This is a genomic window from Terrimonas alba (assembly GCF_042434975.1).
Classification (GTDB): domain Bacteria; phylum Bacteroidota; class Bacteroidia; order Chitinophagales; family Chitinophagaceae; genus Terrimonas_B; species Terrimonas_B alba.
The window spans coordinates 547,627-573,998 of the sequence record NZ_JBHMQM010000003.1 but is presented as its reverse complement, the minus strand read 5'-3'; the positions used below and the strand labels follow the sequence as shown (position 1 = coordinate 573,998).

At 40.5% G+C, this 26,372-nt stretch carries 24 protein-coding genes; 4 read left to right on the top strand and 20 right to left on the bottom strand.

Going from position 1 to position 26,372, the window contains the following annotated elements; translation table 11 throughout:
* Nucleotides 1-120: 120 nt before the first annotated feature.
* The 4 genes from ACFEL9_RS11340 to ACFEL9_RS11325 all read right to left on the bottom strand — a co-directional run bounded on the left by ACFEL9_RS11340 (nt 121) and on the right by ACFEL9_RS11325 (nt 2,549).
* A complete protein-coding gene (locus tag ACFEL9_RS11340; RefSeq protein WP_385889765.1) occupies nt 121-600 on the bottom strand; it encodes a VOC family protein in 480 nt (159 codons plus the stop codon).
* A gap of 171 nt (nt 601-771) precedes the next feature.
* A complete protein-coding gene (locus ACFEL9_RS11335) occupies nt 772-1,299 on the bottom strand; it encodes a DUF6794 domain-containing protein (protein ID WP_385889762.1) in 528 nt (175 codons plus the stop codon).
* Nucleotides 1,254-1,496 carry a DUF6794 domain-containing protein gene (locus tag ACFEL9_RS11330; RefSeq protein WP_385889759.1) on the bottom strand — a complete coding sequence of 81 codons (243 nt, stop codon included), beginning with the start codon at nt 1,494-1,496 and terminating at the stop codon, nt 1,254-1,256. Before ACFEL9_RS11330 ends, ACFEL9_RS11335 begins: the two co-directional genes overlap by 46 nt.
* A gap of 399 nt (nt 1,497-1,895) precedes the next feature.
* Nucleotides 1,896-2,549 carry a WG repeat-containing protein gene (locus tag ACFEL9_RS11325; protein WP_385889756.1) on the bottom strand — a complete coding sequence of 218 codons (654 nt, stop codon included), beginning with the start codon at nt 2,547-2,549 and terminating at the stop codon, nt 1,896-1,898.
* A 300-nt stretch (nt 2,550-2,849) separates the two neighbouring features.
* Here ACFEL9_RS11325 and ACFEL9_RS11320 point away from each other — a divergent pair, with 300 nt between their 5' ends.
* On the top strand, nt 2,850-3,803 hold the full coding sequence (locus ACFEL9_RS11320) for a hypothetical protein (protein WP_385889754.1): 954 nt from the start codon (nt 2,850-2,852) through the stop codon (nt 3,801-3,803).
* 110 nt (nt 3,804-3,913) lie between these two features.
* On the opposite strand, the gene ACFEL9_RS11315 is transcribed toward ACFEL9_RS11320, so the two are convergent.
* From ACFEL9_RS11315 to ACFEL9_RS11280, 8 genes are all read right to left on the bottom strand, one after another.
* Entirely contained in the window at nt 3,914-4,732 is an 819-nt protein-coding gene (locus tag ACFEL9_RS11315; protein WP_385889752.1) for a class I SAM-dependent methyltransferase, read from the bottom strand.
* On the bottom strand, nt 4,729-6,210 hold the full coding sequence (locus tag ACFEL9_RS11310) for a B12-binding domain-containing radical SAM protein (RefSeq protein ID WP_385889749.1): 1,482 nt from the start codon (nt 6,208-6,210) through the stop codon (nt 4,729-4,731). Before ACFEL9_RS11310 ends, ACFEL9_RS11315 begins: the two co-directional genes overlap by 4 nt.
* A 109-nt stretch (nt 6,211-6,319) precedes the next feature.
* Complete coding sequence (locus ACFEL9_RS11305; protein WP_385889746.1) at nt 6,320-7,501, bottom strand: hypothetical protein; 1,182 nt, start codon at nt 7,499-7,501, stop codon at nt 6,320-6,322.
* Between the two features lie 57 nt (nt 7,502-7,558).
* The gene (locus ACFEL9_RS11300) at nt 7,559-8,614 is read right to left on the bottom strand and encodes a radical SAM protein (RefSeq protein WP_385889743.1); all 1,056 of its coding nucleotides are present in this window, start codon (nt 8,612-8,614) and stop codon (nt 7,559-7,561) included.
* Nucleotides 8,615-9,352, bottom strand: a complete 738-nt coding sequence (locus tag ACFEL9_RS11295) for a class I SAM-dependent methyltransferase (RefSeq protein WP_385889740.1) — start codon at nt 9,350-9,352, stop codon at nt 8,615-8,617.
* Entirely contained in the window at nt 9,349-10,014 is a 666-nt protein-coding gene (locus ACFEL9_RS11290) for a methyltransferase (RefSeq protein ID WP_385889737.1), read from the bottom strand. The genes ACFEL9_RS11295 and ACFEL9_RS11290 overlap by 4 nt, the downstream gene beginning before the upstream one ends.
* The gene (locus ACFEL9_RS11285; RefSeq protein ID WP_385889734.1) at nt 10,011-11,510 is read right to left on the bottom strand and encodes a B12-binding domain-containing radical SAM protein; all 1,500 of its coding nucleotides are present in this window, start codon (nt 11,508-11,510) and stop codon (nt 10,011-10,013) included. Before ACFEL9_RS11285 ends, ACFEL9_RS11290 begins: the two co-directional genes overlap by 4 nt.
* 40 nt (nt 11,511-11,550) lie before the next feature.
* Nucleotides 11,551-12,522 carry a hypothetical protein gene (locus ACFEL9_RS11280; protein WP_385889731.1) on the bottom strand — a complete coding sequence of 324 codons (972 nt, stop codon included), beginning with the start codon at nt 12,520-12,522 and terminating at the stop codon, nt 11,551-11,553.
* Between the two features lie 47 nt (nt 12,523-12,569).
* Here ACFEL9_RS11280 and ACFEL9_RS11275 point away from each other — a divergent pair, with 47 nt between their 5' ends.
* Together ACFEL9_RS11275 and ACFEL9_RS11270 are read left to right on the top strand one after the other, a co-directional pair.
* Nucleotides 12,570-13,667 (top strand): glycosyltransferase family 4 protein, encoded by a 1,098-nt coding sequence (locus tag ACFEL9_RS11275; RefSeq protein WP_385889728.1) that lies wholly within the window; start codon nt 12,570-12,572, stop codon nt 13,665-13,667.
* Nucleotides 13,668-13,681: 14 nt separating this feature from the next.
* Nucleotides 13,682-14,578 (top strand): glycosyltransferase family 2 protein, encoded by an 897-nt coding sequence (locus ACFEL9_RS11270; protein WP_385889726.1) that lies wholly within the window; start codon nt 13,682-13,684, stop codon nt 14,576-14,578.
* On the opposite strand, the gene ACFEL9_RS11265 is transcribed toward ACFEL9_RS11270, so the two are convergent.
* Genes ACFEL9_RS11265 through ACFEL9_RS11230 form a run of 8 tightly spaced genes read right to left on the bottom strand, consistent with a single transcriptional unit; the run spans nt 14,561 to nt 24,761 of the window.
* Complete coding sequence (locus ACFEL9_RS11265) at nt 14,561-15,622, bottom strand: glycosyltransferase family 4 protein (RefSeq protein ID WP_385889723.1); 1,062 nt, start codon at nt 15,620-15,622, stop codon at nt 14,561-14,563. The genes ACFEL9_RS11270 and ACFEL9_RS11265 overlap by 18 nt on opposite strands.
* Nucleotides 15,609-17,276: an ATP-binding cassette domain-containing protein gene (locus ACFEL9_RS11260; RefSeq protein ID WP_385889720.1), complete on the bottom strand. Its 1,668-nt coding sequence runs from the start codon at nt 17,274-17,276 to the stop codon at nt 15,609-15,611. The genes ACFEL9_RS11265 and ACFEL9_RS11260 overlap by 14 nt, the downstream gene beginning before the upstream one ends.
* Nucleotides 17,273-18,529, bottom strand: a complete 1,257-nt coding sequence (locus ACFEL9_RS11255; RefSeq protein WP_385889718.1) for an O-antigen ligase family protein — start codon at nt 18,527-18,529, stop codon at nt 17,273-17,275. The genes ACFEL9_RS11260 and ACFEL9_RS11255 overlap by 4 nt, the downstream gene beginning before the upstream one ends.
* Nucleotides 18,526-19,488, bottom strand: coding sequence for a glycosyltransferase (locus ACFEL9_RS11250; RefSeq protein WP_385889715.1), 963 nt, complete (start codon nt 19,486-19,488; stop codon nt 18,526-18,528). Before ACFEL9_RS11250 ends, ACFEL9_RS11255 begins: the two co-directional genes overlap by 4 nt.
* A gap of 1 nt (nt 19,489) precedes the next feature.
* Nucleotides 19,490-21,079: a hypothetical protein gene (locus tag ACFEL9_RS11245; RefSeq protein WP_385889712.1), complete on the bottom strand. Its 1,590-nt coding sequence runs from the start codon at nt 21,077-21,079 to the stop codon at nt 19,490-19,492.
* Nucleotide 21,080: 1 nt separating this feature from the next.
* Nucleotides 21,081-22,544: an oligosaccharide flippase family protein gene (locus tag ACFEL9_RS11240; protein ID WP_385889708.1), complete on the bottom strand. Its 1,464-nt coding sequence runs from the start codon at nt 22,542-22,544 to the stop codon at nt 21,081-21,083.
* Between the two features lies 1 nt (nt 22,545).
* Entirely contained in the window at nt 22,546-23,685 is a 1,140-nt protein-coding gene (locus tag ACFEL9_RS11235) for a DUF1972 domain-containing protein (RefSeq protein ID WP_385889705.1), read from the bottom strand.
* Nucleotides 23,673-24,761: a glycosyltransferase family 4 protein gene (locus ACFEL9_RS11230; RefSeq protein ID WP_385889702.1), complete on the bottom strand. Its 1,089-nt coding sequence runs from the start codon at nt 24,759-24,761 to the stop codon at nt 23,673-23,675. The genes ACFEL9_RS11235 and ACFEL9_RS11230 overlap by 13 nt, the downstream gene beginning before the upstream one ends.
* A 216-nt stretch (nt 24,762-24,977) precedes the next feature.
* Here ACFEL9_RS11230 and ACFEL9_RS11225 point away from each other — a divergent pair, with 216 nt between their 5' ends.
* Nucleotides 24,978-26,333 carry a 3-keto-disaccharide hydrolase gene (locus ACFEL9_RS11225; protein WP_385889701.1) on the top strand — a complete coding sequence of 452 codons (1,356 nt, stop codon included), beginning with the start codon at nt 24,978-24,980 and terminating at the stop codon, nt 26,331-26,333.
* The last annotated feature ends 39 nt before the right edge of the window (nt 26,334-26,372 follow it).

Below are 26,372 nucleotides of genomic sequence, written 5' to 3'. Positions count from 1 at the left end.
TGATAGTTTATTCTTTAACCATAGTCGTTCAAAAGTCCCGGTGGTTTTCAAAAGTAGTCCGCAATCTGTCTGCCTTTGTTGGCTAATCATTTGGTTCGTCTACCAACTATTTTGTCATACTCAATCTTTGGGTTCCCATAGTTGAACTTTGTTTCCTTCTGCGTCAAGGATATGTACAAATTTACCATAGTCGTAAGTTTCAATATTGTCTACAATGGTCACACCGTTCTTTTTTAATTCCTCAACAAGTGCTTCCAGGTTTTCAACCCTGTAATTTATCATAAAGTCCTTTGTTGAAGGTTCAAAGTATTTTGTCGTTTCGGAAAACGGAGTCCATTGTGTTTGTCCTTTCTTTGTGCTGTCTGAACCTTCATACCACTCAAAAGTTGCGCCATATGGGTTTGTGTTTAAACCAAGATGTTTTTGATACCATTCTGTTATTTTTTTGGGGTCCTTGCATTTGAAAAAAACGCCACCAATGCCTGTTACTTTTTTCATTTTTGTTGTTTTTTCATTTTGTTTTGTAATTATTGTCTTAAATGCGAAACCTGAAAGAAAAGACGCTGTAATAACTAAAACTATTAATGATGTCTTTTTCATTTTGTCTGAATGTTTGTCGTTTATGATATCGTTCGTTACGCTTACCGCTAACGTTGAACGGCTTGGCGAAGGTGGGGAAATGGCATTTCGTCAGCTTAAATTTAGTACATAAGTTCAATAAAGTTCTGCTGGTTTCAGCATTTGTTCGTCATCTCCACCTTTGGCTATATGCTATTCAATTGTAAGCCCTCTCAATGGAAAATCTATCTTATCACCTGTTTTTATTCTCTCCATTAGAATGGGAGTGTCTTTGCGGTTTATGTAGGTAATACGAACGGTGAAAAAAAGGTTTCCAGTGTCATTGATGAAGTATTTCTTTACAATTGTTCCTTTTGTAACCAAGTCCTTAGCTGCATCAAAAGTCCATTCTGTAGTCGGGCAGTCGTATAAAACTGCGTTGCGATTTCCGTCAGAAGTGTCAACCGGCATGTATATCGTTATACTATCACCTGTTTTGAATTTTTTGTAAATAGAAACAGCTTGAGCTTTTTGTTGCTCGTGGCAGTCAATAATAGGCTTCCAATATGCTTTATAGCTTTTAACTTGCTTGTCTAGCCGGATATCCTTTTTGTTCAAGGTCCGATGTAAAGAAGTCAAGATGATTGAGGAGATGTCGTCAGGATGGTAAATTCCTAAAGAATGAAAGTACTTTGTCAATGTTTTATTACTCCCTCCGCGAACCAATTGTTCCTTATCCACATACCTGTTCCAAAATGCAATTCAGTCACGGCTTCCTCCTCAGGTTTATTTTTAAACTTGGCGAGTTCAGCCTTTGTCCATTTTTGTTGGAAGTATAAAACAGCGTCGTCTAAGTTTTTGGGCAAGACGCTTTGCGATTTGCAACTTGTCAGAGCGAATAAGCATGCCCAGAAAAATGTCAGTCTTGATAAAGTCATTTTGAATTATAGGGTCTGTCAAACATTACAGCCAACACGTAAATTTATGGTACTAGCTGGAGGGAAATGATAATGGTTTTCAATGATTTAATGTTATACCTTTTTGGATAATAGTTGTAACAATTCAATCCATTTGCGCCGTTGGTGTTCGAACTATGTGCTCTTTCAAATTTAGTTCCGGACTAGGAACATTTCATTACTATCCAGAAAGCTTCCTCAATTCGGTTGTTGGTGTATGTCCTTTACAGCAACAAGTTATTCAAACAACAACACCAACAACGGCGTAAAAAAAAGATAATCAGATGCCGTGCTGTTCGTTAAGCTGAATAGGAGTACGTCACTCCACAGTTGTAGCAATGCATTGTTGTACGCATGGCTATAAAGTTTAGTACAAGACCGTCACTTAATTCTTTTCCCTTCGCCATCTACAGGGTATGATTCAGTATCCGTTGTCACGTTTCCTTTAGTCCCTCTAAGGTCAACGGGATATTTTGAAATAGCAGGCACAATTATCTTTCCAGAACTATTAATAACACCCCATTTACCTCCAATTTTAAAATTAGCAAAACCGAAGTCGTTGAAATATTCAACATTATCAAACATAAAAGAACTTAGCAATTTGCCTTCTTTATTAATAAAAGTGTATTTACTTTTTTCGTCTGACACTATAGCAAAATGGTTCCAAAATTTATCGGCATAACTGTATCGGAAGGGAATGACAGCCTCGCCTTTTTTATTAATAAAACCCATTTTGGAATTTAGTTTAACAGCCGCAAGACCTTCATTAAAGTCTGATGCATTTTGGTAAATAAATGGCAGAACGGTATCTCCTAATTTGTTTATATAGCCCCACTTACCATTAGAATAGATTCTGGCTAAGTCTTCATAAAAATTTGCTGCAGGAAATTTTTTCAGTACATTTTCTGAAATGCTTGTGTCTTCTAAGTAACCTTTTACATCGTCTTGTCCGAAGCAGTTAATGGAAAGTACAAACAAGGGTAAAAAGAATACTGTTTTTATAGGTATGCGTGTTTTAAAAAAGGTAAATGTCACGTTTTATATTATTATAACTGGGTTTTTAGTTTGTGTACAACACGTAAACTTACATATTAGCTGCGGGAAAATGATATTGGTTTTCAATAATTTGATGTTATACTTTTTTGTACTTGTCTGCCGACAGGCAGATTGTAGTTGTAACAATCCAATCTGCCATTAGACAACACCGCCATGTTCTGACGAATACAGCACGGGATGGACAGGCAGAAATGATGCTATATAAAAATTGGCAATCTTATATTCTTACTGGCAACCAATCTTTTGCTCTTTTCGTTTTGATGCAAACACGCCCAGCCAATGCCGGTAACAATCGATCAGGGAGAAATCAACCAATACCTGGAACAGGAACTTATTGATACTTCCGTTCTTAAAATACTGGCCTATTTTGATATTTTTCAATACCCATTGACCAGCGATGAGATCCGGCAATTTGCAGGCGGCAACATAAGTGAAGCCAGGATGGAACAGTCCTTGCAACAGATGCTCCTTGACCGGGTGATCTTTATCAAAAAAGATTTTTTCTCTCTTCACAATAACCCGCTGCTTGCTATCAGGCGAAAGCAGGGCAATCGCAGGGCTGAAAAATTGTTGCCAAAGGCTTTTGCCATCGGTCGTTTTCTTTACGGCTTTCCTTTCGTCAGGGCGGTTGGAATTTCAGGTTCCCTGTCCAAGAACTTTGCGGATGAAAAAGCAGATATCGATTTCTTCATCATTACAAAGGCCAACCGGCTTTGGATTGCCAGGACGATCATGCATCTTTTCAAAAAGCTTACTTTCCTGACCGGCCACCAGCATTATTTCTGTATGAATTATTACATCGATGAGGAAGCGTTACTGATCGAAGAGCAAAATATTTTTACGGCTGCCGAAATTGCAACGCTTATTCCAGTTAGAGGCGATAAAGCGTTCCATAATTTCTTTGCTATTAATAGTTGGAGTAACCGGTTTATGGCCACGCCGGATCATAACAAAAAATCTAATTCATACAGAGCAGTTGTCCCAGGCAAAAAGGTTATAGAAGCGGTTTTTGATACCAGCATAGGCAGCAGGCTTGATGATTGGCTGCAAAAAATGACTACCCGCCGCTGGAATAAAAAAGATATCAAAGGCGAACGGAATAAAAACGGGCTTTCGATGAAACTAATAACCGGGAAGCATTTTTCCCGTTCAAATCCCGGTGCTTTTCAGGAAAGGGTAGTGGCTTTATATGAAAAAAAACTTACTGAACTGAAATTGAAGAGCAGGGAATAGGGTATGGGGTATGGTGAATGGCTAGTGGGGGAACGGATGATTTGCAATCGGCAGTTCAAAATTCACAGTGTTTATTGCTCATTGCCTATTGCTTATTGTCCATTGCCTTCTCATTTTTTTCTTAAAGTAATAATATAATAATCACCGATAGTTTTCCAGGGCCATTTTGTTTTCCATTTATCCTCTGTTTTAACCAGGCGCCGGTAAAGGGTTGGATGCATCTCCGCAAATCCCTGCAAATAGGATGGTGGCACAAACGTACACAAACCTTCCAGGCTGATAACTTCAAAATTGCTACCGATATTTTTTTTGATAAAGGATGGATTGTAATACCAGCAGCGGAAATATTCTCCTTCAATATGCGCTTTTGCGCCCCTGCTGCCATTTAACCGCCGAAAAGCCGTTTTAAATTTTCCTTTAAAAAGCAGGGAAAATTCCCAAACACAAAATTTGGGCAATAACACCAGCGTCACAAAGCCTCCGGGTTTCAACAGGGCATCAAAAGAGGACAACACTTTTGCTAATTCGTTTGTACAATTTAATCCCGCGAAGTTGGAAAAAATAAGATCGAACGGTCCTTTGTTGGATAAATCTTCCAATGTGGTATAGGAACATAATTCAGTGCTGACTCTCATTTGCAGTCCGTTCAGCCTTGCTTTTTCTTTTAACATCACCTGCATGGTATCTGAAATATCTGTCGCATGCACGGTATGGCCCAATTGTGCAAAAAAGATCGCGTCGTCGCCGGTGCCTGCATTTAATTCCAGAATGGAAGAAGTGGGTTTTAAATAAGCTAATACATGATCCCGTACTCTTTTTCTTTTGTACTGAATAATGGTATCATTGGCATACAAGTCATCAAAAAAACTTGCTTGCTTGCTGAACGCAGCGGCAACCGTTTTTTCGTTTATGTTGGTTAGTTCACTCATGCCGGCATATTTTCAAGAGAGTCCAATCTTCTTTTATCCAGCCAGGCCGCCGGTGCGTAATAAAAAAAGGATAGAGCTTTCTTTGTCGTCGCATAACTGATCATAAAGGGTTTAGTCAATAAATTCCGTAATTGTTGAATAGCGAGATGCTTGCGGTAAGTCCTGTGAACATAGCGGTGAAGTTGTTTGTAAAATGCCGGCGCATACGTATTCCGGAACATTAATGCCAGTTCATCGGAATCGGTCCAGTTTGTCTTTTCTTTCAAATCTTTTTTTACCCGCTCATAAAACACGGTGCCGGGAAGAGGATAGGATACCGAAACACCAATTTCATAAGGAATCAGTTCATTGATCATCCGGATCGTTTTGGAAATATCGTCCCTGGTTTCACCGGGGTAGCCAAACTGGATAAAGAAAGATGGATGGATATTATTTTTTTTCAGCAGCGCCGTGGACTTGTATACCTGCTCAACAGTAGTGCCTTTATCCATGGCATCCAGGATTTTTTGTGAACCGCTTTCGGCACCCAACCATACATTTTCACAACCGGCCCTGGCAAGATCCCGTACATAGTTTTCCTGCACCAAAAGATCAGCTCTTGCCTGTATCTTAAAACGAAATTTTAATTGTTCTTTCTCCAGTAAGTCGGCGAACTCATGTACCCACCCCGGTTTTAAACCAAAGATGTCATCGCAAAACCAGATATGATCAAACCCAAATCTCTTTTTCAGCATTTTTAATTCGGTAACGACGTTCCGGGGTGATCTTGAATTATACCGGTTGCCATAAATAGGCTTGGCGCACCAGTTGCATTTAAAAGGACAGCCCCTTGTGGTGGCCATGTTCAGGGAAAAATAGCCCTTATGCTTTAACCATGTTTCCCGGTAAATATCCATGTCGACGAGGTCCCATGCAGGAAAAGGCAGACTATCGAGATCCTTCAATACATTTCTTTTTGTCGTTTTTACGATCGCATCTTTTTCTTTATAAGCAAGTCCTGCAATGGAGAGGAAATCGGTTTGCTGTTGCCCTATCATGCTGACCAGTTCCAAAAGCGTTTGTTCTGCTTCACCCAGCAAAATAAAATCAGCACCTTCCTGCAGGTATTGTTCATAATGATCGGTGGAGTCGGAACTGGATACAATAACCGTACAATTGTTTTCTTTCGCCAGCTTTATCATCTTAAAGGATGCCTCACGCATATTGGTCAGGCACATCTTGGTGAGATAGTTAAATCCATCGTCGTACAGTACAAGAAAAGCCGGCTTATGATTAGCTAAAGACGGGAGGATGTCTCCGGGACCATGCGCAAACATCGTATCAAAAAAAGAAATGTTGTATCCATGTTGCCTCATCAGTGCCGCAGCATATAAAGTGCCAATAGGCGCATAAGGCTGACCCGTTGCCCATTGCTTAGGGTCAAACCGGAGAAAATAGGAGTGCGAGAAAAGAATGTTGGTTGATCCGCCCATACGCATAAATTAAAAGTTGTGATTTAAATAACCAATCGTAAATCAGAAAATTAGGGTTGCTTTTAACTTCATCTAAGGAACAGCAGACGAAAACTGAAATGATTGTTTCATGAATTTAAGTTTTAAGATGATTTGGTTGGTTTGGTTCCATAGAAAGAAGATTTTTATACCGTTTGGCAAAAAGTATAATAAACACCAGGTAATAAGATATGTTGAACCGGTCGCTAAGATCGGGGAACAAAATAAACTTCAATAGGATGAGCACTCCTAATAAAAGGGATAGCTGTTGAGCGAATGTAAATTTCCGGAAACGAGAATCAGAAGGGAGCAGGAGGAATAACAAAAAAAGCAGGAACAGTGGAACATTAAAATGTAATAGCGAAGTAATAAGCCGGGAGTATAGCAATTCCAGGTAGCCTGCTAACGAAAAATGGGAATACTCAATTCCGGAAAGGTTGACGTGTCGTATAAATGTCGGGTAATAAAATACATTCCAGCCAAAAGGCTTCAATGTTGCGGTTGTAATCCCAAAATAGAATACAATAAAGGCGGACAACATGATGATATAAGACTTGAGTTGCATTTTATTTTGCCAGTTCTTAGACAAAAACAAAAAAGAAAGGATACAAACGCAAGGAATAATATTGTCAAGGCGGGTAAATATGGACAATGCCATGGAAAAAAATATCCACTTCAACGAAGGCCTTTCAATAATAAAATAAAAACTAAATAGCAATAAAAGCGCCGACAAAGCATCCGGAGTTGATAACCTTGCGAGGGATATCAGAGGTTCGGAATACATAATGAATAAACTCACTAAAAAGGCGAATAAAAATTTCAAATATTTCGCCAGCCAGTAAAATACAAGAAATCCAATTAAGATATAAGCTAATATAGATGGTAAAACTGTTGCGATGGGCAATGAACAACCCATCTTATAAGCTAAATTCACCAGCTCAACATACGCCGGTTTGATTGCATAAAAAGGGAGAATACTATAAAACTCATTAGGATATGCCGCCCATCTTTTTCTACGTTCATTGCCTGCTATTTGTAAGGTGTAATTTGTTTCAGGCACCACTTCCTTGACGCTGCTATAGGTTTTTTGATGTATTTCATTTACGTCCTTATGAGTCTTTTGGATAACCAGGGCAATATATCCCAGCATGTCCCAATTGTAAAGTGGTCGCCTGTAAGCATAAATAGCTATCAGCAAAAGACACAAAGAATAAAGGCAAATAAAAAGAGCGGTTATTATACTGTCTTTCTTGTAGTATTTGAGAGGGAAAGCATTCATTTGACAGATAATGGTTATTGATTTATCGCTGAAGAATAAACGATCAATAATTTATTTTCATAGTTTCCTTAGGTTCGTCCCTGGTTTCAAATTCAAATAGCACACACATTTTTGGCAGATAGCATTTTTGTCCATATCAAGGGTTTTTCTGAAATCAATAGCATGTTCGCTGTTGAGAATTGTATGGAGTTCTTCGCGGTGGATATTTCCTATTGGCGCATGAAAAAAACAAGGTCTCACCGTACCATCGGCTTCCACTACCGCTGACACCCATGGCGCATTGCATTTTTTATAAGGGAATGGATTCAGCCCGTAAAAAGCGGCATAGTAATTATAAATATTGCGCAGTCTGGCGGGACTTTCCGCTATAAAATGATGCTGCAAATCAATTTCATGCTTTTGAATAATTGTTTCAATAATGTTATGTAGATCGGGGAGTTCATTTTCCGAAATCAATATTTCATGTTGCCGCTGAGTGCTCCATAATATTTCACGATTGAATGCATGGCTGCTGGTATCGGCTGGTAAAAAGCTGATCTTGTTCAATCCAATTTCCTTTGCGGCTTCAATAATGGAGGGCCAGTGGCGGAAATTGAGCCGGTGAATGACCGTTCTTCCCGAGATTGAAAAATTAGGCTCTAAGTTTTTTACATGGTGTATTCCTTCTTTTAGTTTTTGAAAGGCGCCTGGTATATTGCGTATCGTATTGTGCACTTCTTCATTGCCATCTAATGAAACGATGATTTCATCTACCCATCTTACCAGTTGTTCAGCATTTTTTTTAAGTGTAAGTCCAGTTGAAAGCAATGATATTTTTATCCCGTGATTTCCCAATATTTCGCAAAAGCGGAAAAAATTTGGATTGAGGAGTGCCTCCCCGCCCGACATCAGCACTCGCTGAGTACCTAATTTTTTTAAAGAAACAAGGAGCCCGGTTATGTCGTTTTCTGTAAGCTGTTTCAGATTGCTATTATCTTTCCAGATGTCGCACATGATGCACCGGCAGTTGCAAGCACTGTGCGGCATCAGGATCACGATAGGCAGGCTCGTTATTATATTTGTTTGCAGACTGCGGTAACGCTTATAGGTGTCATATGTGGACTGAGTAAACATCTACGGGTGGTTTGACTGAATGCAGATCCAATGAAATGGATTTTTATTACCAGGTAATTTATTGGGCAGGCTTTTAGGATCGGAGAGGACGGAATAATTATATCCCTGCAATTCATCCAGGCTATGATGAAAATAAAAATCAGTCATTTGGCTAAAGCCGGCTGATTCATAGTAATGCCGTGAACGCTGCTGTGCCCCCGGCACCTCTAAAAGCTGGTAAAAAGGTGAGTCGATAATATGGATCTCGCCTCCGGGTTTTAAGAGTGGAATAGTGTTCTTAATCGTTTCATTAATCGAAGCGAAATACTGAATGGAGGCTGCGAAGATGATGGAATCAAATCTTTTCTCTTTAAATACTCCGGGTTCCAGGTACACATACATGAAATGGAGATTAGGTATGTGCTGAAAAACCCGTGCAGCCTGTTGTATTTCTGTAAAATTGATATCAGTGCCTATTACTCTACTGCCAGGAATAAATGAAAGCCGGTGTGATAGCCACCCGTTTCCACAGCCTGGTTCCAATATGTCAAGTGGTTTGTTTTTTCTTTTTAGATAAGAAATAAGTTTTTGGGAAGAATGTTTGCGAAGCTGCCACTCTTTATAGTGCGGATGTGTAGTTTGAATATTGGGCAGGTTGATCACCTCTTCGTCGCTGTACATACGTCCTTCCTGGCGGCGCAGACGAATATATAATGTTTCAAAATCAGGTTGGGCAATATGATAACCGGTTTGGGTCATAATGTTTTGGTGATCGCAAAAATGAAATTTTCTTCGAGTATATTTTTAGCTGAATGCACACATTGCAAATGATAGCCGTAGTGAGCAGCTTTGCTACATATCATATTCATATCACATCCGTCGAAAAGAACCATATAGCATCCTGTGTTATCGTGCATGTAATCACCAACGTCGGCAAAAAGATTTTCAAAGTATTCACCGTTTTCACCACAGCACCAGGCGTAATCTTTAAATGTTTGCGGCTGTTTTTTATAGTATGGGGGATTGATAGCAATGATGTCGAATGATTGAATGGGAATGTTTAAAAAAAGATCCGATTCAATAATGATTAGCGATTGCCGGTTTTTCCGGCTGTTTTTTTGTAAACACTCAATGGCGATCGGGTTAATATCCGTGGCGGTGACAATGGCTCCCTTTTTTGCAGCATAGATCGAGATCAGGCCGCTACCTGCACCCAGTTCCAAAAATCGTTTTCCCTGTAAGGAAATGCCTTCGATATATTGTAACAATAACTGTGTACTAAAAAAGAAAGCCGGATGGAACACTTCCGGCGGTATTTCAAGGCGAATATCGCCCTGGTGATATTGTCTTATTTTGGAAAGATATCTTACCAGCAGGGGTTTGTAAGTTTTGCCGACAATATGTTTTAATACTGGTTTCAAAATCCTTCAATTTCAGGTTGACGATATTTCCAAAGCAGCTGTAAGGCCTTTAATTCATAGGGTTTGTTGAAGAAACCTGTTTTATAACGTATCAAAGAAACTGTCCGCAATAGTTTTCTTTTCATCGAAGACAGTTTCATATCTGAAACGGTGGGATAGTAGCCATTCAGTACCGTTTCAAAATCCTTTATTTTATTAATCATCTCGGGTGTAAGCCAGGGAGTCAACGGATTTTTGCGCAGGTCAAAACTTTCCCATTGCGGGCTTATCCAGTCTTCCAATTTTTCCGGGAAATGAAAGCCGCTCTGCAATACCTTTTTATACATTTCACTTCCTTCGGTGGGAACGGGGCTATACACGTAAATGATGATCTCAGTTTTGGGATTGATTTCTTTAATTTCTTTAATAAAGGCGATATCCTGGTCAATTTGTTTCATCACCTGCTCGGGGGTATCAGCAGGCGTTCCTAACACAAATGAATATTCAGGAATGATATCAAACTTCGCCATTCTTGCGGCGAAACTTCTTATTTCAGCGGCGGACTGGGTACCGCCTTTATCCATTTTTTTCAGGATTTCATCATTGCCTGTTTCGGCTCCAAAAAAGATCATTTTGCAACCACCTTCCCGCATCAGCTCTAATGAGGCATCGGAATATTTATCGATGGTGTCAATTCTTCCTTCACCCCACCATACCATATTTTCCGGTTTGATCAGTTTTGCAAACTCAATGGTTCTTTTTTCTGATACAAAAAAATTGTTGTCATGAAATTCGATCGCATTGCCGCCAAAATTTTCTTTCAGGTATTTAATGTCAGTATAAATTCTGTTGGCCGATTTGCCTTTCCACCTGGCATTATAAATGGGTACTACTGCACAAAAAGAGCATTTGAACGGGCAGCCCATACTGGAGTGATAAGCGATGGTTTTGGTGCCGAGATAGGTCTTGCCCAAATAACGATTAATTGGATAAAACTGGTTTAATTTTTCATAGGGTAGGGAGGGTAGTTCATCCTGGTCATATAATTCGTCTTTGGCAGTTTTAACAATCGTATCTCCCGATTTATAAATAAGGTTATGGATCTGATCAAACGAAGAGTTTGTCTCCAAAGCATTCAGCAAGGCCGGAAAAGTCTTTTCGCCTGGCCCGTTAACAATAAAATCTATATAGCCGGAATTCAGAACAGCCTCTGGTTGGTTGGAAGCAAAGTAGCCTCCCCAGGTGATGGTGATCTGTGGAAATGACTCACGGATCTTTTTTGAAATAGGAATGGCTTGTTTTAGCTGGGGCCCTGGCATAGCTGTGCAACCAAAATGCCTGAAATCGCCATTGGAGAGATAATTGTAAATCTTTGACCATGGGTCGGTTTCCAGGTTGCCGTCTATGATTACATAATTATACAGCCCCTCAATAGAAGAGGCTATGCTAAGAATAGAATTAGGTATCCTCGGCTTATAATTGGCGCTTCGCGGATTGAACAATAAGACCCGGCTCATGCAGGACGGCTTTAAACAGTTGGTACAGTTTCCAATCGTATCAACGCAGTAAATAGTTGCCCGGCAGATGTTGATTGTAGCGCCAGGTGGCATACACGTTGTGAATATGTGCAAGGGTGGAGGGGATATTTTCCACCTGCTGAAAGGAGATGATCTTAAAATTAAAAAGCCGGTGAATGCCATGTGTAAATGAATCGACCAAATCAAGTTCCCTATAGCGAAGGGCTGATAGGGGAACAGGTAGCTGAAGGTTGGGCGAGACCCTGCTGCTGAGAGGAAAGGATTCTTTGGGCTTCAGTTCCTGCATATGATTTTTGCCGAGTAAATAAGCCGCCTTATAAAATTCGCTGTTAACTTCTGTGAGCAGGATCGTCCGGCTTTGTTCGACCTGCCGGCATGCCTTGCCGTTATAGCGCAGCGATCCTGCATAGTAGTCATTGTTTACCGGGCCATGAAGGTCGGTGGGAAATAAATTGTATAATTCGCCATGACCAACAGTGATCAGCGAGATAATTCTCGGTACGGAGTAAGCAATCTGTACCTGTTTATACAAGTTGTCATGCAGGAACACATTTCCCTTTTTCCTGTTATAGAGCCTGTTGTTTAAGCCGATCATATACTGGTAAAAAGGATGAATAAAGCGATGCTGACCTTTTATTCCTTCAAAAAAATACAGCGTATAACTGCCGGCTGATAACCTGTGCGCCAATCGTAATGATAAGTCGGCCAGGGCAGCCTTTTGGTCAAAAAAATCGTTTGGGAGAAAAACCTTTTGCGTAAAAATGATAGTAATATTGACAGGGAGGGGTAAATGGCTTTCGCCGGCCAAAGCAATAATAAGAGGATTATAACCGGTAAAGAGGTGCTGATCAGTAATATCTTTTATGATCTGCCCTTCTTTGGTAAGATAAACATGAAGCGGTTGTACCAGTGCTTCTTTGGAAAAGCATAAATACTCCTGTTGGTAATGGAGCCCATTGAGCTTGTTTAATACTTTTTTTACCAACGTCATATTTAAAGCTATGAAAATATTTTCCGTCCGAATAGAAACAACAAAGAATGAAAATAGTCACTACAAGCTATGACAAAGATGGAACTTTCAACAATCCGTACGCCTGGCTGAAACGGGTCAGTTTTTATACTGGTATCCTGGAAAAGCTGGCTGCGGAGCATGAGGTCATCAGTATCGAAAGAATCGATTATGAAGGTTGGCTGCAGCTGAATGGTGTCTTTTATTATTTTATACGGTTGAAAAGAAGAGTTGTTTTCTTCCCCCGGCGCATGCACCGTTTTATACGTAAGCAGGGTCCTGACATAGTATTGGTGCATGGATTTATTTTCCCGCTGCAAATCATACAGCTTCGGCTTGCATTGGGTAAAAGGACAAAGATCATCGTGCAAAATCATGCTGAAAAACCTGCTTCCGGAATAAGAAGTTTTTTTCAGCGTTTAGCGGATCGGTGTATCGACACTTATTTTTTTACTTCATCCGAAATGGCCCGGGAGTGGATAGAAAGAGGGATAATAAGAAAGGAAAAGAAGGTTGTTGAAATCATGGAAGTGTCTTCTGCTTTTTCTTACAATGAAAAAGATAGAAGAAAGAATTTGGTTGATGTTAAGGCTCCTACTTTTTTATGGGTTGGCAGGTTGAATGCCAATAAGAATCCCAGTACTGTCGTAAAGGCTTTTTTAAATTTTCTTTCCTGGCAACCACAGGCAAGATTGAATATGATATACCAGGAAGATGAGCTATTGGACGATATAAAGAAGTTGATCAGGGCAAACAAACAGGCATCCGGCGCCATTGTTCTTGTTGGCCAGGTTCCGCACAGGCAATTGCAGGATTGGTATAACGGAGCTGACTTTTTTATCTCGGGGTCGCATTATGAAAGCGGCGGCGTGGCAGCTTGTGAAGCCATGTCCTGTGGTTGTATCCCTGTTCTGACCAATATTATTTCGTTTCAAAAGATGACGAACCGGGGTACATGCGGATTGCTATACGAAGCGGGTAATGAAAAAGATTTGTTGAATTGTTTACTGCAAACACAAAAAATGGATCTCAATAAAGAACGGGAAAAAGTATTAGCGCAATTCAACAAAGAACTTTCTTTCGAAGCAATCGCTCAAAAAATTGACCAGGCAATAACTGCGCTATAAATACAAGAAGGAGAATGCAGGTTCAAGCTGATACATATATCGTGAGTGTTATTATGCCAACTTATAACAGGGCGGCATATATTGTTGACGCCATTGAAAGCGTTCGGCAGCAAACTTATTCGAGCTGGGAGCTAATCATTGTCGATGATGGGTCGGAAGATAACACGGAAAAATTGGTGGAAGCAATCGGGGACAGCCGGATACAATTCTATAAGGCCGGGAGGATGGGCATTAGCAGCAAGATCAAAAATATTGGTTTACAAAAAGCCAGCGGCGACATGATCGCTTTTATTGATTCAGATGATCTTTGGGCGGCCACCAAACTGGAAAAACAATTGCAGGCCTTTTCAGAGTATCCAAATGCGGGGTTTTCATTAACGGGGGGCTATAATTTCAAAGATCAAAATGAGCCGCTGGAATATTTTTATAAGCAAAAGGGAGGTGCAAAATACGGGGATGCGTTTATTGGATTTTTTAAGTCTGAAGTGGCTGCCACCATACCCACCTTAATGGTAAAAAAGGAGTGTATTGAATCAATAGGAGGTTTTGATGAAACAAGGCCGGTGGCAGATATGGAATTTATTTTAAGGCTGGCCCAACATTTTAATGCCATCATTCTCTACGAGCCTCTATTTTTTCGCCGCCTGCATGACGGAAATTATAGCAGTATGAACTGGGTAAAAAGACATAACCAGGGACTTGAATTAATTCGTTCGTATAGTAACGAGCTGCCGCCGGATTTGCTGGCCGATTCGTTGTTCAGATCGCATATTAATTTTGGTGAAACCTGCCTGAAGCATCGGGAAAGTGCAAAAGCAATACAGCAATTTTTGCAGGCGTGGAAGCATAAGCCCACAAGCATTGTCCCTTTCAAAAAGACAGCAAAAGCCGTTTTATCTTTTTTTAAATAGATCGTTAATCTTTTGTGCCGTTTGTTTTATGGTGTAAGGATATACTCTTTCATAAGTTGTGTTCTTATCCTTCAGGATGGCGATTACCTTTTTTATCATCTCTTCTTTTGAATTGACGATATGCCATTGTTTGATTGTCGTTTTCATAGGTTGACAAAAGCTGATGATATGAGCTGCTTCCGATAAGGCTTCCATGCAAACGCCGGAAAAACCTTCGTAAGAAGATGGATGCAGTAAGATTTTTGACCTTCTCATCATATGCAATGTTTCCGGGTGCGGTAATTCCCCGGTAAGTATAATACTATCTCCCAATGCCAATTGATAAATCATGTGCTGCAATTTCTGCATTTGAACACCTTTGCCAACCAGCGCTGCTTTGATTGCAGAGTGTGTCTTTTTTATTTCGGCTACGACCTCAATAAATAGCTCATGTTGTTTCAACGGAATCAACGAGCCAACCGCTAAAAGATCGATATCTTTTTCCCGGATCAATTCGGTGTCCGGCTGTGGCTGAATACCCGGGGGGATAACGTATTCAGGCCGGGCATGATGATTTTTTTCAAATTCATCCTGCAAGAAATCTGATAGGGCAACAAGAGAACCGGGCGGTAGTTTTATCTTTCCGGGGTACCTATTTTCTTTCCTGGCGTCCTGGCCTGATATCCAGCAAAAATGGGGTAACTTTTTCTTTCTTGCATACTTGTTACCTACTGCGGCACATTCGCCATACCAAAAACTTAACAAGCCGGTTACAGCCTCTTTCTTATAAATAATGTCTAACCCGGAAAATATTTTTTTTCTGAGCCATAGCCTGCGCAACCCTCCTTTATTTTGGCCATTGAAAGGAATTACTTCCACGTCAAACCAATTGTATTTATTGGTATGATAAGGATATTGAAAACTTATTATTTTAATGGCTAAGTCCGGATTATTTTCCCTTAAACTTTTAACCAGTTGTTGTTGCATCGGGAGACATGTCGTGTCTGCTTCGCTTTCGGCAAAGCCGGGAGTGAGTATGATCAGTGTATTTTTATTCCCCGCCATCCAATGAAATTATTTTTGTACAATATGCCAGGCTCTTTTTATTATGTGTGATCAATACAATCATTTTTCCTTGTTGAGCCAACTTCCGGCAATGTTCCAATAATGCAGTCTCGGCGTTTTCGTCCAGTTCGTTGAAAGGCTCATCCAGCAGAATCATATCCGCGGACTTGTACAGGGCTCTTGCAATCGCAATTCGTTGCTGCTGCCCGCCACTGATGTTCTTTCCATTTTCCGTGATCATTTTGTCGCATCCTTCCGGTGATTGACTGATCAGCTCTGTCAGCCCTGCAATTTTTATGGCAGACTCCAACGTTGATTTGCTCACCACTTCTTCTTCCAATGTAATATTCCGGGAGAGGGTATCATGAATTAAAAATGTTTGTTGCCGGACATAAGCTATCGAAGGCCAGGCCTTTTTTATTTCCCCGTTTTTTAGAGTTGAATTATTGATCGCTAATTCGCCTTTCGCTGCTTCAATAAAACCCAACAATACATTCAGAATGGTTGTCTTTCCCTTGCCCGAAACACCGGTAATGCCAATAAAATCGCCTGGTTGTATGCTGAGATTAAAATTGTCAAGCACCGGGTACCCGTTGTAGCTGAAGTAAACATTTTTTAATTGCACGGACCGGATGCCATTAATTGCTGCATCATCTTTATGCAGCGGTTGGTTTTTGTTGATCAAATCGCTGGCTGAAAATTCGTAGGCTTTCATTTGCCCGCTTTGGTTGGTGATCTTCACGATGCCCGGGATGATTTTATAAGCAGCAGCCATAAATGCGCCAATCGTCAATAGAAAACTTTCATCTGTAGCCGCTGAACTTTTTGCAATAAGGATAAGAACAAAAAGTCCAAGCACGGCAAAAACTTCAATGACTCTCGGCGGCATATTTTGCAAAGCCAGTGAATCAAACAGGGCATTACTGAATTGCTTCCTGGATTGAATAAAGCGGTTTAGGAAAAACCCATGGCGCTTGTAGATATTGCTTTCCACCCATCCTTTTAGCGCATCCATCAGGTAACGGTAAGATTGTTGGTTATGGATCCTGATATTTTGCCGGGCCAGGTTCATTCTTTTTTTCATCCAATAAAAAACGATTATAACAGGAGGAAGTAAGATTAACAGGAGTAACAGGAAAAGTTTTGCATTAAAAATAAGGATGGCTGCAACCGTAATAATGATAAGACTGGATTGGGTAATGATTTGCTGGATACCGGTCAGGATATATTGACAGAATTCAAATGGCTGAAAACAGATCCTTCGGATATGTTTGGAGGAATCAATATTCACAAAGTCATCGTAGTTTGATTGTTGATAGCCTGACAAGTTGTTATAGGATATCCGGATCGCTACATCGCTGTTGAATTTATAATATGCCTTGGCAATAAAAAATGCAGCGGCGTTCTTAACAGCGAAGAAGATACAAAAGAGAGCGATGGGCCAGGCAGAATTGTGATCTGACATCCAAGATGGAATAAACGATGGTATATAACTATTGCCAGGTTGAATATAAAACTGAACGATCCAGAGTAACAGGGCAAGGGAAAGCACATCGACTATACTGATGATAATATCCAGGCAAATCAACAGCAGGAACCTGTTTTTCTCCTTTGTGTCAAGGACAGCCAGTGTATTTTTAAAAATTGATTTCAAGGGATGTTTTTTTGAACGGTATTATTTTTACCTGTAATCATAAAAAGAGAAAAGAAAAAGGCATAAAAAAATATTCCTTTGTTCACTGCCAATATATTTTCCGAAAGAGATACGATGCTGATAAGGGTCATAAAGCTCATAAAAACAGCATCCTTATTCCGCCACGCAAGATTAAACCCGGCAAATAAAGTGGCCAGGAATATCAATAACCCAACTATTCCACTCCTGATAAGGAAACTCAGGTATTGATTGTGAATGTCCAGTTCATGGAGGTAGGAGTTGTAGAGTTTGTTTTCAAAATATTGTTCTTTCAACAATTCTTTTTCCGAGCCGCTGCCATAACCGAAGACCGGTCTATTTTTTATTAAAGGCAGAGCACTTTGCCAACGGATAATTCGGGGTTCGAGTATCTTGTTTTGAATAGAAACATTCCCCATATCCTCTTTCATTTCAGCTATATATCGTTCTTTTAAAGGCTCAATTTTTGTTATAGCCAGTGTTGTTACAAGCAATACGGCTAATAGTATCGCAATAAATAGTTTTCTTCTGATTCCCTTTGGAAGCAGGCTGATAAAGCCGGGAATTATAAAAAGGATACTGGCTATCAGTACTGATTTTGAAGCAAGTTGAAGCAGGCCAGCTAAAAGAATGGCCATGCCTAAAGCAAGCAACATGCGGTTTATTTTGGAATTTGTTTTTAGAAAGGAATAAAGAAGCAAAGCAATTGACAAGGACACATACATGGATAAATAAGTCGCATGCATGCCAATCGGTGCTGAAAAATTGTGATTGAGGAATGAAGATGAAAGCAATGTTCCCAATGGCAGGTGGTGATAGATGATGATCCGAATAGCATCAATATATAAATACAGGATAGTTGCTACACAGGTTGCAGCAAATAACAGCAGCAATTTTTGTTTATAGCGAACTAAATTCAGATCGCTAACCGAAAAAGCCAATGGAAATAACAAGATGACCAATTGATGTTCCAGGTCCTGCAAGCCTTCTTTTACATAAGCGGTCCATAGTAACGCGGTTACCGATACAAGAAATACAGAGTAAACCGTAAGGGTTTGCCAGTTTAACGCTTGCTGAAACCTGGGCTTGCTAAGATGAATAAATGTATGTAACACAAAACTGATAACGATAATTTCGCTGTAAAACCTGTCGAAGGGTAGCAACATAAGAAACAGGACCAGGTGATAAAGACTGATCTTGTTTCTTAATGAATCCTGCAGCTTATATAGTTTCATGCTTTTTCTGTATTGTCAAGCCTTCTATGCAACCAATGAATAATTGATTGCGGAAAAAAACTAAGCATGTACAATGCGTAGTTGTCGAATCTCAACGGGTAATAATGAATCGCTTTGGCAAGATGTTGTCTTGCCTTTGGCGGCTGGTGATTGTTGAGCAGGAATTTTTTGCCACATAAAGCATAGTAGGAACCCTTTTTTATTTTTTGCACGTCCTGGTTTTTGATAATGCTCAGCAATTCATCACCTTCCTTTTGAGTGGCAAACCCCTGGCGGATGATATCTTTTTTAAGTTGGGCAAAACGCCGGCCTCTCCATCTTTCATCAATTGTTGCCGATCCGGGATTGAATCTCACCTTGATCAACCGTTCGGGGATATTATAGTATTGACCACGATCCGCCAACTGTATCCATAAAAGATGATCCTCGAAATTATGGGCATACACCGGATAGCCCCCTGCTTTCAATACCGCATCTTTTCGATACATAACCCCGGAATGAATAAACGGACACTCGAGATACAGTTGTTGCATGATTTCGTCATGTGTATGACTGGCGCAACTAAAGTTAAAGAGATGCTCTCCTGTTTCAGCGATATATTCCGCATCACAGCCGGCTAATACATATTCAGGATTCTTGTCAAGAAATTCAACCTGTTTCTGCAGGCGTTGCGGCAAACAAATATCATCTGCATCAAAGCGGGCAATATAGCAGCCGCTTGCTGCCGATAGCCCGTTGTTCAGTGCAATGACAATTCCTTTTCTTTGTTGTTCCAGTAAGCGAATACGTGGATCATTGAATTGTTGAATAGCGTGGATGGTATTGTCAATAGAGCCGTCATTGATAATGAGTAATTCAAAATCGGTAAAACTTTGTCCGAGTACCGAAGCGATGGCTTCGGCAATATATTCAGCCGCATTAAATGCAGGCATTAAAACTGTTACTTTGGGTTTATGCATATTACTCACCTGTTTCTTTAATATTAAGAAGCATTAAAAGCTCAAAAACTATTACGATCGATAATTGCTCGTACCAATATTCCACGCCGAAAGCTCCCAGTAAGAGCAGTAGCAACGGCAATCCGTACGTCATTTTTTTAATCTTTTTAAAAAAGAATCCGGCATACAGGAATATAAATGCAGCCAGGCCAGTCAAGCCATATTCTGCTACCAGTTGATCATAAACAGAATTAGGGCTATTAGTGAGTGAGTGTAATCGCACATCCTTGCTGAAATAAGATAGATAAAGATTCAGATGATTACTCAGGAAGGCATCGTTGATATAAATCCACTCGTCGGGGTACCCGCCTGCTACTGGCAAACCTGTTGTACGGAAGGCAAGTTTAGAAGAAAAATTGCCTGTGCCCGTACCTGTTACGATTTTAGATGGATGGGTCTTAAAAAAATGAAATGTTTGCTGAATGGCCAGCAGTTTGCCAGGTAAATCTTTGGTCCCTGTTTGTTCCAGGTCGGTATTGAAATCCGGAATTTTTTGAATGGCAAAGGCCAGCAATTCTTTTTGGAGCAGGGTCGTATCTTTTTTTCGCTGGAAGGGCTCCGAGTGGATATTGGGTTTTGGCATAACAGGTTTTGTCACCATCGTAAGCGGAACCAATTCCATCCTTATTCTTTTTATACTGTCGAGAAAAAGCATGGCTATCTTTTGCTTTTTCTCCTCGCCGGTTAAAATGCTGTCAGGTTTGTAAACAACAAGTGTGTCAAATTTCTTAACGGCGGGTATTTTGGTGTCTTTATTTAATAGCTTTTTAGTGGTTTCGGTGACGTAGTTATTATTTTGGGGTGATACCCGGATCATGAAGATGACCAGTAGTGAAACACAAACAAGGATGATGCTTTTCTGTTCTTTGGTACTTTGAAAAATAAAAAGAAACAACAGAACACCGGCGATCAAAACATTGGTGAAGTTGCTTGCTGTGAACAATAATACGATCATGCATAGCAAGGCCAGTATCATTTTATTGCGGGAAAGAAAATAGACTACGCCGAAAGCATTTAACAGTGCATTGGTGGTGGAGACATCAAAACTGGCGCCGGTAAGCAAATCACCGGTACCTATAAAGTATTTCTGATACATGCCCTGGTAAGTGTAGGGATTAAAAGAGCCTGCATCTAACATGATTAACACTAGCTGCACTAATGTAACGGCAGCGTTTGTCAAAAAGAAAAGTGAAACGGTTGAGTGCAATTTGGAGGTGTCGGTTTTTAATACAAACCAGCTGTTTAATAAAGCCGCAGCAGTACAAAGCATCCAGAAGATAATGCCGGCGGATACGGCAATAATATAGTTTGTTGTAACGGGGATCAGCAAAAGATTGAGAAGAGCAATGCCGATCATGCAGACATAAAACAAAATAAACTTTTGCCGGAAAATAGTTTTATCCTGGAAAAGTTTATAGTTGAGTAACAGTAAGCAACCTACTGCTACGATTTTTACCATCATTTTTACATTGAGGAAAAGTATAAGAAACAGCAGTAACGTCCAGTTTATTTTCCGGAAATAAGCAACAGCAGGTTGGTAGAATGCTCTCATGCTATGTAGTGGTCAGAGAAACAGGTTGGCTTTTATTTTTTTTAACTGTTTGGATTACATATAATAAATCGGTTGATCGCAATTGCCGGGTTGCCAGCAGCAGGAGAAAAAAAAGACAGGTGGCGAAAGCAAGGCGCCAGGCAGTGCTTTGAAATAAAAAGAAGGCGCCAAAACCACCCAGGGTTGCTGCCAAAAGACAAATAATGAGCGACTGCCACGATTCCCTGGTTTTTGACAACGGCGACGATCGCATATAGTTGATATATTCAGTTATCATCGCAACGAGGTAAACCAGTGCTGCTCCTTTTGCATTGAAAAGAGGAATGAAAACTAAGTCGCCGATCAGCACAATACAAAAGGTAATAAAAGTGATCTTCAGAATAAGTTTCAGCCGGCTCTGCGCAAAATGAGCCGACCAGATAATGTTACTGATATATTGAAAAGGGATACAAAACGAAAGGATCAGGAAGGTGATTTGGTTGACGGCGCCGTATTTATTGCCGGTAAGAAAATCAACAAAGGGTGTCCAGATAATATTTAAAACCAGTGGTATTAGGGTGGCCAATATCATTTCGGCCCGAATAAGCTGGCCGAGTTCTCTTTTTTTGAAAAAAAGTGATTCGTCGTTATTACCAGCAAAAAATTTTGAAAACCGGCTCAGCAATACCGGTGCAATGATCAGAAGGGGAAAGGGCGACAACTCGTAAGCCCGGTAAGCAAAACTATACTCGGCAACGACTGCTGAAGTAGAAACCAGGCCCAACAGGATCCAATCTATCCGGGTGATGCCAGCCATCAGGAAGGCCGCTTTGATTTGGGGCAGTGATTCCTTTAGTAAGTTCTTATAATCGGTGAAACGAATATTGACCGAGATCGGGATGTTCATCCGGAACCTGGCCAGGAAAAAGCAGGCGAGTAATTCCACCAGGGAGCTGATTATAAAAATAATGAGCACCCATTCTATCGTGATAGTAAAAAAAAGTATTGCTATTGTCAATAAAACAACCCGTGTAAGATTGCCCACGGAAGACATGATGGCGAGATAATCAAATCGTTCTTTGCCATTGGCTACCTGTTTAAAAGGCGAGGCAATGAAGCCCAGCAGTTGGCTTATGCCGATCACCAGCAGGAAACCATGAATAGTAAAGAAAGAAGGGGAAATGAATTTTAGCACCAATAATAAGAGATAAAAGCCTATGCCGGAAAGCAGAACATGAACCAAAAAAAGGGACATGATCGTGCTGCTATCTTTTTCGGTTGCTGACCTTTTTACTATGATTTGCTCCAGCCGAAGACTCAGCAAAGTATTCGCAAACATAAACACGGAAAGCGACCAGTTTAGCTCGCCGTAATGATCTTTTGACAGGTAGATGGAAAGAACAAAAAATACAGCCAATCCCAATAGCTGGTTGATCAGCACCTGGAGGGTACTGGCAGAAATATCCCTGAAAAATTTTCGGCTCATATCATATTGTGCCCACGGGTGAAGGTTTAAAAATCATCTTTTTTTCACCACAGGCCCGGAGCATAAGTTGTTCATAATCGTCAATGTTTTTTTCTATGTTATAGATATTCCTGATTTTTTCGAGGTTGGATTTTTTTCTTTCGTTAACCGCGGTATTATTTTCCGGCATATCAATAATCGTTGACACTTCTTTTTCATTTGAAAAATAATCGGCGCCTGCCTGCAATACCGCTTTGTTGAAAATATTGTTATGGGCCGCGATATTGCATCCGCAAGCCATAGCTTCTAAAAGAGATGGATTGGTGCCGCCGACTGAGTGGCCATGAAAGTAACGGGTTGAATAATAGCGCAGGTTGTTGAGCACATACTGATCATATATTGAACCAATAAACTTAACACCTCGGTTATTGAATTTCCTGTTTAAATATTTTCCAAACTTATTGTTGGTGTTGCCGACGATCAGCAAAGGATGGGATTGCCTGGAGCCAAGAAAACCCTTCACGATCATTTCGATATTATTTTCAGGCTCAATCCTCGCAACTAACAGGTGATATTGATTGGGAACGAGTTTAAACCTGGCCGGTATGTCTTCATTTGGTTGAGAGAAGATATCGGCGCCATAAGGAATGTACGCTGGTTTGCGGCCATAGTTAGCCCAAAAATGATATTGCATTTGTGGGGAATCTGCTATAAGCACCTGGGCGTTTTTGGCCGCCAGTGATTCAGCAAATTTTAAAAATCGCTTGGTAGGTTTATTGAATTTACTGCGCATCCATTCCATGCCATCCACGTTGAGCATGTTGATAGTTTTTTTGGGCCAACGCCAATGCCAGATCGAATCGCTGGTATAGCCAAGATGTAGTAGTATATCAAAATCTCTCTTGCGGGAATCGTTGATGCAATTGAGGTCATAGATGAACTGTCCAAAAGTGCCCAGCCTTGCTTCAGGATCGTTGCAGTGAATGATTTGCACGCCGCTCCATTCACTTTCTTTGTAAGGGTGCCTGCTTGAATTATAAACACACACTTCATGTCCTCTTTGTACAAGACCGGCTGAGAGATACTCAGCAAATTGTTCGAAGCCGCCATAGTGATTGGGTATGCCCCTGGTGCCTAATATGCCGATTCTTAATTTTCGCATGGAGATATAATGGTTTGGTAAGCTTTTAAAGTGGTAGCTGCAGCCTGCTGCCAGGTATAATGAAGCGATACTTTTTGCTGTAGCTTTGGATTGAAGTCCGTATGTGCGGCCTGCTCTACCGCTGCATAAATCGATTCCAGATCACCCGGATCGCAATAGAAAGCATCATCGCCAAAATATTCTTTAGTGAAACCTTTTTCTGTCACAACAATATTGCATCCCATAGCAGCCGCTTCCAGCGAGGAAAGGCCACAGGTCTCATGCCAGCTCGGCAGGACATGAACTTTAGCCTTTTTGTAATAACTGATCAATACATCAATTGGCACACGGCCACAAAAAATAATATTATCAGCGGCTATCTTTTTACATTCTTCATAGTAGGCTTGTTGATTGGGAGCCGGTAATCCCGTTAGCAAAACAGTATAGTCTGTATGATTGAGAGCCCGGATCAGGTTAAGTTGATTTTTTCTGCCTTCTATTCTTGCTGCTGATAAAACCAGTTTGTTATCTTTTTTTATTGCGGGATCGAAAGAAAACAAAGAACTATCAATTCCGTTTGGCACTACCCTGTATTGTTTCTGCAAACCATATTGTTGTTCCAGTTTCCGGTATTCCGATTCCGAGTTGGGAAGAAGCAGTTCGGCTTTCTGTAAAATTTCCCGGATGCTTTTGGTCTGTCCTTTCCATAGATAGGACTTGCTTTGCAGACCGTCTTTTTGCAGCAGCCATCTCGCAATTGTCTTTATGTATTCATTTGCAGCCGGTGGAAACAGGCGTAAGATTAGCCCGGGCACACCTTTACGATGATAGATATCATATTCAGTATAATCAACAAGGATGGTAGAAACAACGGCAGGTTTTGAGGCTTTTGAAATGTGTGATAAAATATCTGCCGGCCGGGTGATATTAAAGAAATGTACCAGATCGTAACGGGTATAATCAATGGGCTCAGATGTTAAAAAAACACTTACATCTACTCCCAACTGTTGCAGGAATTTTGCTGTTTGTAAAACCTGTTCCGTATCTCCACCAGGAACAGTATGCAGTGTGGATCGGGTAATAAATGCAATTTTCATTATTTATCCGGTAAGCTTACAGCAACTTTTCAGGTCAAATCGGATAAAGCTGGTAATAGGCTGCCTGTGATAAATAAAAATTATTCTGTCTTTGGGAATAACAGGATTAATAGAAGGATAAATTTTGACAATCTAAATATTTTGATCCTGGCCATTTATTAAGATTGTATAGTAATTTTAGCCAAAACATATTTTCAAAGCACTCTAACTATTGTTATGCACAAAATGAAAGTTCTTTTAGTCTGTACCCTGCTTGTTACACTAAATGGTATGACACAAAACAGCCGATGGCAAAAGCTTTTTAACGGTAAGGACCTGCAGGGCTGGAAACAATTAAACGGGAAAGCAACGTATGAAGTGAAGAACGGAGAGATAGTAGGAACTACTGTGATGAACGAGCCCAATTCCTTTTTGGCTACCGAACTGGTGTACGGAAATTTTATTCTTGAGCTGGAGTTGTTGGTCGACACATCGATGAATTCCGGTATACAAATAAGAAGCCTAAGTAAACCAGAATATCAAAACGGGCGGGTACATGGCTACCAGGTAGAAGTAGATCCCGCCAAAAGAGCCTGGAGCGGTGGCTTGTATGATGAAGCAAGGAGAGGCTGGCTTTATCCATTAGAGTTAAATCCCGCCGCTAAAAAGGCCTTTAAGAACAATCAATGGAATAAATACCGGGTAGAATGTATTGGTCATACCATTCGTACCTGGGTAAATGGCATTCCGGCAGCCCATGTCGTAGATGCTGAGACTCCCGAAGGGTTTATTGCCTTGCAGGTACACAGCATCAATCAGCAGAGGCAAGCTGGTAAACACATTCGCTGGAGAAACATCCGCATTCAAACAGAAGATCTGAAGGCGACCGCTTACGATAATATTTATGTTGTTAATACCATTCCCAATAATCTTTCATCGCAGGAAGCCAAAAATGGTTTTTCCTTATTGTGGGATGGAAAGACAAGCAATGGCTGGCGGGGAGCCTACAAAGAAAGTTTTCCGGAAAAAGGTTGGGTAATCAACAATGGAGAATTATCCGTTGAAAAATCGGCTGGAGGTGAATCAACCAATGGCGGGGATATTGTGACCGATAAAAAATTCAGCGCTTTTGAATTAAAATTTGATTTCAAATTAACCGAAGGGGCGAACAGCGGTGTAAAATATTTTGTCACAGAATCAGAAAATAATAAAGGTTCTGCCATCGGGTTGGAATACCAGATTTTGGATGATGAGAAACATCCCGATGCAAAAATGGGTGTCAATGGCAACCGTACCCTAGCTTCTTTATATGACCTGATTGCTTCTGATAAAAATCCTGCCGCAAGGAAAAAGATCGGTGAATGGAACCAGGGCATTATCAGGGTTTATCCTAATAACAACGTGGAGTATTGGTTAAACGGTTACAAAGTCGTGAGCTATAAAAGAGGCTCGCCTGAATACCTGGCTCTTGTCGCCAAAAGCAAATACAAAGATTGGCCCAACTTCGGCATGGCAAAAGAAGGAAGGATTCTTTTACAGGATCATGGCGACAATGTGTCCTTCAGAAGTATAAAGATTAAATCGCTTAAATAAAGCAACGATATTTTTTTTCAAACGTCTTTTTGTTAATTG

Excerpts from the sequence above, each read along its gene's own strand:
- ACFEL9_RS11340 (WP_385889765.1), bottom strand. The coding sequence starts at position 600 with ATGAAAAAGACATCATTAATAGTTTTAGTTATTACAGCGTCTTTTCTT.
- ACFEL9_RS11330 (WP_385889759.1), bottom strand. The coding sequence starts at position 1,496 with ATGACTTTATCAAGACTGACATTTTTCTGGGCATGCTTATTCGCTCTG.
- ACFEL9_RS11320 (WP_385889754.1), top strand. The coding sequence starts at position 2,850 with ATGCCGGTAACAATCGATCAGGGAGAAATCAACCAATACCTGGAACAG.
- ACFEL9_RS11315 (WP_385889752.1), bottom strand. The coding sequence starts at position 4,732 with ATGAGTGAACTAACCAACATAAACGAAAAAACGGTTGCCGCTGCGTTC.
- ACFEL9_RS11310 (WP_385889749.1), bottom strand. The coding sequence starts at position 6,210 with ATGCGTATGGGCGGATCAACCAACATTCTTTTCTCGCACTCCTATTTT.
- ACFEL9_RS11305 (WP_385889746.1), bottom strand. The coding sequence starts at position 7,501 with ATGAATGCTTTCCCTCTCAAATACTACAAGAAAGACAGTATAATAACC.
- ACFEL9_RS11300 (WP_385889743.1), bottom strand. The coding sequence starts at position 8,614 with ATGTTTACTCAGTCCACATATGACACCTATAAGCGTTACCGCAGTCTG.
- ACFEL9_RS11295 (WP_385889740.1), bottom strand. The coding sequence starts at position 9,352 with ATGACCCAAACCGGTTATCATATTGCCCAACCTGATTTTGAAACATTA.
- ACFEL9_RS11285 (WP_385889734.1), bottom strand. The coding sequence starts at position 11,510 with ATGAGCCGGGTCTTATTGTTCAATCCGCGAAGCGCCAATTATAAGCCG.
- ACFEL9_RS11280 (WP_385889731.1), bottom strand. The coding sequence starts at position 12,522 with ATGACGTTGGTAAAAAAAGTATTAAACAAGCTCAATGGGCTCCATTAC.
- ACFEL9_RS11275 (WP_385889728.1), top strand. The coding sequence starts at position 12,570 with ATGAAAATAGTCACTACAAGCTATGACAAAGATGGAACTTTCAACAAT.
- ACFEL9_RS11270 (WP_385889726.1), top strand. The coding sequence starts at position 13,682 with ATGCAGGTTCAAGCTGATACATATATCGTGAGTGTTATTATGCCAACT.
- ACFEL9_RS11265 (WP_385889723.1), bottom strand. The coding sequence starts at position 15,622 with ATGGCGGGGAATAAAAATACACTGATCATACTCACTCCCGGCTTTGCC.
- ACFEL9_RS11255 (WP_385889718.1), bottom strand. The coding sequence starts at position 18,529 with ATGAAACTATATAAGCTGCAGGATTCATTAAGAAACAAGATCAGTCTT.
- ACFEL9_RS11250 (WP_385889715.1), bottom strand. The coding sequence starts at position 19,488 with ATGCATAAACCCAAAGTAACAGTTTTAATGCCTGCATTTAATGCGGCT.
- ACFEL9_RS11245 (WP_385889712.1), bottom strand. The coding sequence starts at position 21,079 with ATGAGAGCATTCTACCAACCTGCTGTTGCTTATTTCCGGAAAATAAAC.
- ACFEL9_RS11240 (WP_385889708.1), bottom strand. The coding sequence starts at position 22,544 with ATGAGCCGAAAATTTTTCAGGGATATTTCTGCCAGTACCCTCCAGGTG.
- ACFEL9_RS11235 (WP_385889705.1), bottom strand. The coding sequence starts at position 23,685 with ATGCGAAAATTAAGAATCGGCATATTAGGCACCAGGGGCATACCCAAT.
- ACFEL9_RS11230 (WP_385889702.1), bottom strand. The coding sequence starts at position 24,761 with ATGAAAATTGCATTTATTACCCGATCCACACTGCATACTGTTCCTGGT.
- ACFEL9_RS11225 (WP_385889701.1), top strand. The coding sequence starts at position 24,978 with ATGCACAAAATGAAAGTTCTTTTAGTCTGTACCCTGCTTGTTACACTA.